Source organism: Pseudomonadota bacterium (genome assembly GCA_034660915.1).
GTDB lineage: Bacteria > Desulfobacterota > Anaeroferrophillalia > Anaeroferrophillales > Anaeroferrophillaceae > DQWO01.
This window is the reverse complement of sequence record JAYEKE010000004.1, coordinates 1-6,440: the sequence shown is the minus strand read 5'-3', so window position 1 is coordinate 6,440 and position 6,440 is coordinate 1. Positions and strand designations below refer to the sequence as shown.

Annotated in this window: 7 protein-coding genes; all 7 read right to left on the bottom strand. The window is 44.6% G+C overall.

The features are described 5' to 3' along the window. The coding region (locus U9P07_00235; GenBank protein ID MEA2107836.1) for an ATP-binding cassette domain-containing protein at positions 1–173 on the bottom strand (173 nt) is incomplete at its 3' end. A 231-nt stretch (positions 174–404) separates the two neighbouring features. Next, the gene (locus tag U9P07_00230) at positions 405–1,580 is read right to left on the bottom strand and encodes a cyclic nucleotide-binding domain-containing protein (GenBank protein ID MEA2107835.1); all 1,176 of its coding nucleotides are present in this window, start codon (positions 1,578–1,580) and stop codon (positions 405–407) included. A 3-nt stretch (positions 1,581–1,583) separates the two neighbouring features. Beyond that, positions 1,584–2,822 carry a lipoprotein-releasing ABC transporter permease subunit gene (locus U9P07_00225; protein MEA2107834.1) on the bottom strand — a complete coding sequence of 413 codons (1,239 nt, stop codon included), beginning with the start codon at positions 2,820–2,822 and terminating at the stop codon, positions 1,584–1,586. A gap of 2 nt (positions 2,823–2,824) precedes the next feature. After that, the gene (gene lysS / locus U9P07_00220) at positions 2,825–4,327 is read right to left on the bottom strand and encodes a lysine--tRNA ligase (protein MEA2107833.1); all 1,503 of its coding nucleotides are present in this window, start codon (positions 4,325–4,327) and stop codon (positions 2,825–2,827) included. Further along, a complete protein-coding gene (locus U9P07_00215) occupies positions 4,324–5,118 on the bottom strand; it encodes a tetratricopeptide repeat protein (GenBank protein ID MEA2107832.1) in 795 nt (264 codons plus the stop codon). Before U9P07_00215 ends, lysS begins: the two co-directional genes overlap by 4 nt. A 19-nt stretch (positions 5,119–5,137) precedes the next feature. Continuing rightward, on the bottom strand, positions 5,138–5,833 hold the full coding sequence (locus U9P07_00210) for a tetratricopeptide repeat protein (protein MEA2107831.1): 696 nt from the start codon (positions 5,831–5,833) through the stop codon (positions 5,138–5,140). Next, on the bottom strand, positions 5,820–6,002 hold the full coding sequence (locus U9P07_00205; GenBank protein MEA2107830.1) for a hypothetical protein: 183 nt from the start codon (positions 6,000–6,002) through the stop codon (positions 5,820–5,822). Before U9P07_00205 ends, U9P07_00210 begins: the two co-directional genes overlap by 14 nt. Between the last annotated feature and the right edge of the window lie 438 nt (positions 6,003–6,440).

Genomic DNA, 6,440 nt, shown 5'->3' with positions numbered 1-6,440 from the left:
AGGGCTCCCATAATCTGGAGCAGAGTACTCTTACCGGCGCCGGATTCCCCGCAGATAGCCAGCCGCTCACCAACGCTGACTGACAGATTTATCCCCTCCAGAACCGGAATAATTTCACCGTCAAGATGAAATTCTTTCGACAACTGTTCAACTCTGATTAATTCCCGTACCATAATCTACCAATTAATCAGTGTAACTATTCAGCACATTGCATCGCTACTTAAGTGTAAACTCGGGACTGTCCCCAGCTTCACCGGGGGCTGTCCCAGATGTTTACAGACTATGAAACAATGTCGGCATGCGCCGCAAAAGCCTGGGACAGTCCCCTTTTAAACCAAAAGGCTCGGGGACAGTCCCGGTTTTGCTCACAGCAGTGCACTTCATAAAGATGTGCTGAATAGTTACTAATCAGTTTGATAATGTTCTATCATATAACTCATGGTCTGCTGATTACGCTTTTTAAGTCTTTCCATGACTTCGCGCAGGAAGTGGGGAAACTGGGTAGCGATCTCGTCAAGAAGTTTCCGGTCCATGGAAGCCAGCAAACCATCAGTGCAGGCAAGAACTGTCGCAATAGCAGGCCGGCCGGTAATCATCGATATCTCACCAAAAAAATTACCTTTACCCAATTTTGCCAGCTTAATGTGTTGCTCACCGGAATGCATTTGCACCTGCATTTCCCCGGAAAGAATAATATATAAGGTCTGATTTTGCTGACCTTCTTTAATCAGACAATCTCCTTTGGTCACCGGCATTATTTCCAGCCGGGAAATAATTTCTGAACGACGGTTATCCGGAAATCGATGGAAAAACATCAGGGATGACAAAACTACATCAATCATCCTTTTATGGTAGCCGTCAACAATCAACTGCTGCAACTGTGGAAACTGCCGCTCAATCATTTCAAATTGTTCCTGCGGAATATTCAGCAGGTGACAATCAGTCAAAGCCCGTACTGTAGCCATCCTGACCCCATCCCCCAGGACACTCATCTCGCCGAAGAAATTACCAGGACCCAATTGCACCACTTCATTTTCCTGATGTTCCTTTTTACACAGGACCACTCCTGCCTGCCCTTCGATAATAACATAGAAAACATCGCCGGCATCATCCTGACGAACGATATCATCGCCGGCTTTTACCTGGGAAGATGAGAATACTTTGCTTAGTTGCTCCAAATCATCCAGGGATATTTGCGGCAACAGATTGATCTCTTCTCTAAGTTCGTGCTCATCCCCTAATGATAATTCTCCGAGGGCAGTAGCCTCCGCCGTCAATCCCTTATAGCTGTAAAGGGTTGCCAGTATATCTCTGATCTCAATATTATCAGGATCATAACGCAGGATCAGCTTATAGACCGCAATGGCTTTATCCACTGCCCCCTCACGGGCATCTTTCTCGGCCATTTTCGTCAACAACGAAATGCCTCTGCCGGAATCACCATTCTGGATGTAGGCTTCGGCCAGCTTGATCTGGAGGTGAAAGCTTCCTGGATTTTTAAGCAATTGATCGTTTAAACGATCAATGCGGGAAGTCGGATGATCAGCCCTGTCTTTTTTACCAAAAAACATTGCACTCATAAGCTACTCATATCTCAGGGCCTCAGCAGGCAGCATTTTGGACGCCCGGTACGAAGGATAGATGGTTGCCAGGAAGGAAATAAGCAAAGAGACAAAACAGATTAACAGCACATAAAATGGTTTCAGGTTAACCGGGAGGGTAGTAACATAATAAATGTCACTGGGCAAATTAATAAAATGATAGTTTTTCAACAACTCACAAATGCCAATACCAGCACCCAAACCTAACAAGGTACCCATAACGCCAACAATCATTCCTTCCCAGACAAATATTCTCATGACTCTTCTGGCCGGCATACCCAGAGTTTTCAGGATGGCAATATCCTTATGCTTCTCCATCACCACCATAAAAAGGGTGGAAACAATATTAAAGGCTGCAACCAGAATCACCAACATTAAAATCACAAACATGGTTACCTGCTCAAGTTTGAGCGCCGAAAAAAGATTACGGTTCATATCTGTCCAGTCGCGGGCCCAGAAAGGATACCCCAATAATTGCTGAATCTTTTTCCCCAACGCACCGGCACCGTAGACATCGGCAACCTGGACAGAAATTCCTGAAACTTTTTCATCCAGTCCAAACAATCGCTGGGCAGCAGCCAACCCCACATAAACCAATGAAGAATCGTATTCATACATTCCGGAAGAAAAGATCCCTTCGACCTGGAACATTTTCATCCTCGGAACCATACCCAATGGGGTCGGAGAACCAACCGGTGAGATAATCCTGACCCGCCCACCAACCGAAACCCCAAGGTTTTTGGCCAACTCACTGCCTAAAACAATGCCGGGATAGTCCTGGCTACCGGTGGAAGTGTCGGCAGTCTTCTTCATAAATGAACCGGCAGTCATTTGACTGCGGATATCCTTGCCAAGCGGATCATTTTCAGGGTTAATGCCCCGAAATACTACCCCGCTGACCGTCCGACCATGGGCTATCATCACCTGATTAAGGACAAATGGTGCGGTCAATTTAACCCCGGGAACTTTTTGTACCCTTTCCATAACATTTTTATAATCGGAAATGGCTCCACCATAACGCATCACGACAATATGAGCATTATTACCCAGGATCCGGCTTTTCAGCTCAGTCTCAAAACCACTCATCACTGACATAACCACAATCAAGGCTGCCACCCCCAAGGCGACCCCGGCAATGGAAATTATGGTAATCAGTGAAATAAAGATCTGTTTCCGTTTAGCCAGCAGATAACGAAAAGCGATGAAAAACTCAAGGAACAAGTTCAGGACTCTTTATTTTCAGGTTTTAACAAAGGGAATAATATAACATCACGAATTGAAGGAGAGTCCGTAAGCAGCATAACCAGTCTATCTATACCTATCCCTTCACCAGCGGTCGGAGGGAGGCCATATTCCAGCGCCCTGATATAATCAGCATCATACTGATGAGCCTCCTCATCCCCGGCTGCTTTTTCCTTCCCCTGTTGAATAAACCGTTCACGCTGATCAAGAGGATCGTTTAACTCAGAAAAAGCATTGGCCATCTCCCGGCCGGCGATAAAAAGTTCAAACCGATCAGTAACGGCCGGGTTGTTTTCATTTCTCCGGGACAAAGGGGAAATTTCAACCGGATAATCAGTAATAAAGGTTGGCTGGATCAACTTGGACTCTACCGTTTCATCAAAAATTTTTATCAGGAGTTTCCCATAGCTGCTATCTTTCTCCTCCACCTCAATGTCCAATTCCTTCAATACCTGCAATACAGAATCACGAGTTTGAAGCCTTTCCGCCGGAACATAACCATATTTTTCAATAGATTCAACCACCGTCAAATGGTCCCAGGGTGGAGTCAGATCAATTTCCTGCCCCTGATAGGTCACATTGCTGCTGCCACAAACCTGCTCAGCCAAAGTAGCAAACAATTCTTCCGTAAGCTGCATGAGATCCAGATAGGTAGCAAAAGCCTGGTAAAACTCCAGCATGGTAAATTCAGGATTATGCTGAATGGAAATCCCCTCATTACGAAAGTTACGATTGATTTCAAAAACCCGCTCAAACCCACCGACCACCAGACGCTTCAGATAGAGCTCTGGGGCAACCCTGAGGAATAAATCCATATTCAGGGCATTATGATGGGTGACGAAGGGACGCGCGGTTGCCCCCCCGGCAATGGGCTGCATCATCGGGGTTTCCACTTCCATAAAATCACGCTGTTTGAAAAAGTCGCGGATTCCATCAATAATCTTCACCCGCTTTTTTAAAGTATCAGCCACCTCACTGTTGACGAGCAAATCAACATATCGCTGCCGGTACCGGGTTTCCACGTCTTTCAGGCCATGCCACTTCTCAGGCAAAGACCGCAGGGATTTTGTCAGCAGGCATATCCGTTCAGCCAGAACTGTTAATTCGCCTGTCCTGGTCCGAAATATTTTGCCTTCTACCCCGATAAAGTCTCCGATATCAAATATTTTGAAAATTTCAAAAAGATCTTCATTGATTTTATCTTTACGAACATAAATTTGGATTTGACCAGTCCGATCTTTCAGATGGGCAAAGGCCGCTTTGCCGAAAAGGCGCAGTGACATCAGGCGACCAGCAACTTTAACCTGGGGAGGGAGGTTCTCCAGTTCTTCATTTTCAAGTGTCCCAAAACGGCTGACAACCTCAGCGGCAGTTTCACTGGGAACAAAATTATTGGCAAAAGGATTTACCCCCAGTTGCCGTAGTTTTTCAATTTTATCGATCCGCTGCTGGCGGAAGTCGGTTTTTTCCTGGACCTCTTTCATTTTACTCTTTTCTTTTCTTGCATTATTTCGCTTGCCGGAGATCCCTGCAGCTGCAATTCAGCCTGCCTGGCCACCTCTGTATCAGAGCTCAATTTAAGGACTTTCTCAAATGCTGCCCGTGACTTTTCATTTTCATTAATTCTTTTCAATGACATTCCATACCAAAACCATACATTGGGCCAGCGGGGAGCCAATTTAGCTGCCTGGTCAAAAACCGTCACCGCCTGTTTAATCTTATCTGTATGATAGAAAAGCATTCCAAGATTATAATAAGCCTGAAAAAAATCAGGTTTATATTTGATCGCCTTTCGGTAGTATTGTTCTGCAAAAGCAGGATTATCCTTTGCCTCCATCACCTTCCCCAAATTCACCAGAGCCTTTTCAGGGGTCAGGTAAAGGGGGTTTCTCAGGGCGTTATGAAATGATGATTCAGCCTTGGCATATTCTTTATCCGCCATATAAAGAATACCCAGGTTATTATAAGCATCGGAATATTCCGGATCCAGATCAACCGCCTGCTGGAAAGCTGATTTGGCCTGCTCATGATTCTCTGACTGCCAGGCAAGAATGCCGCTGAGAAAGTAAAGACGCTTGTCACGAACCCCACTTTCCTGACTCCGGGATATATACTGTTTTACCAGATCATACTGGTGATTATGATAATGGGTCAGAATTTCTTCATAAACATCATCCGGCAAGGTTGGTGCCGTTTGATCTTCTACATTACCGGCTGCACAACCAATGAAAACAACCAGCCAGACAAACAATGCCATGATTCTGAGTTTAGTCATTGCAACTCACTATCTGCCTTTACCCGGCTATCAGTTTAAAATACTCTAATCGCTCATCAACCCAACCCTTATACCGGGTATCAGGAACGAACTGGACCAGATTTTCATAAGCGGCTTTGGCCTGTTCATAATTTTGCAGGTTCTCATAGCTCATTCCCAGCAATAGATAAACATCTTCGCTGGTGGATGTATGGTCCGCCTGTATTTTAGCCAGAATTTCCAGACAACGCTGATATTCATGTTTTTCAAAACCAACATATGCCATGCCAAGGCGACACAAATCAGCAACATAGGGGTCGTCGTCGGATGTGGCCTTATCCAAAGCTTCCTGATAAGCCTGATCGGCTTTATCATACTGTTTCAAAACATAATAGCCATTACCTCGCAGATAACAGGCCAAAGGATAGGATGCCGCCAGACGTGAAGTTCCGGCACCCGTCTCCAGCTTGGCAATTCCGGTCTTCAATGAGTCTGGCTGGCTCATATCATCGAAATATTGCAAGCCCGCACTCAATATTATGGATGCCTGTCTATTCTGATATCCGAGATAAGCACTGGTTCCCGACACAATGACAATCAGGGCCAGAACAAATATTCCTCCCACAATAACTTTTTTGCTGTTGGATTTAACGTATGACTGCACCGTATTAACAGTTTTCATAAAACCATCAGGCTGGCTCAATTCCCTCCTGACCGATATTTTACTTTTTGCCATTTTTCGAGAAGACTCCCTTCATACGTGCTGCAATACCAAAGGCTATGATCGAATACCATAACTGGTATTTATTAAAATCATCAATAATACCGCCAAAATCAGAAGCATCCATAGCATAATAAAAGACAATAATCAATAACGAAACCAACACCAAAGCACTTTCTCTCATCCTTATTAACCGGAGCTGATTTTCAGCGTTTTTGGCGATCCATTTGCCAGAAAAAGCAACGGGCTACCCTCACGATGTCGCGCCTGAAATCGCACCGGTTAGCAACACATTACGCCGCGCAAAAAGCATATCGGACAATAATGGGAAAAACCCGGAAAAATGAAACAATATTCAGCCGAAAATCCATGTTTTCGGATGGAAATATATTGACACCATTTCTACAACTGATTAGGATATTATTAATTAGCGTTTCTGATTACAACTGAGAAGTACCTGGGTTGAACAATCAGCTTGAAATCACCTAAACTGAGCGATTAGCCTTTAGCGGTTAGCTATTAGTTTAATGATTACAGGATTTTTTGCTATTACAAACGTAAACATTCGACTACGTTTTCAGAAAAGATAAAAATACTCTCACAGAGGCACAAAGTCACAGAG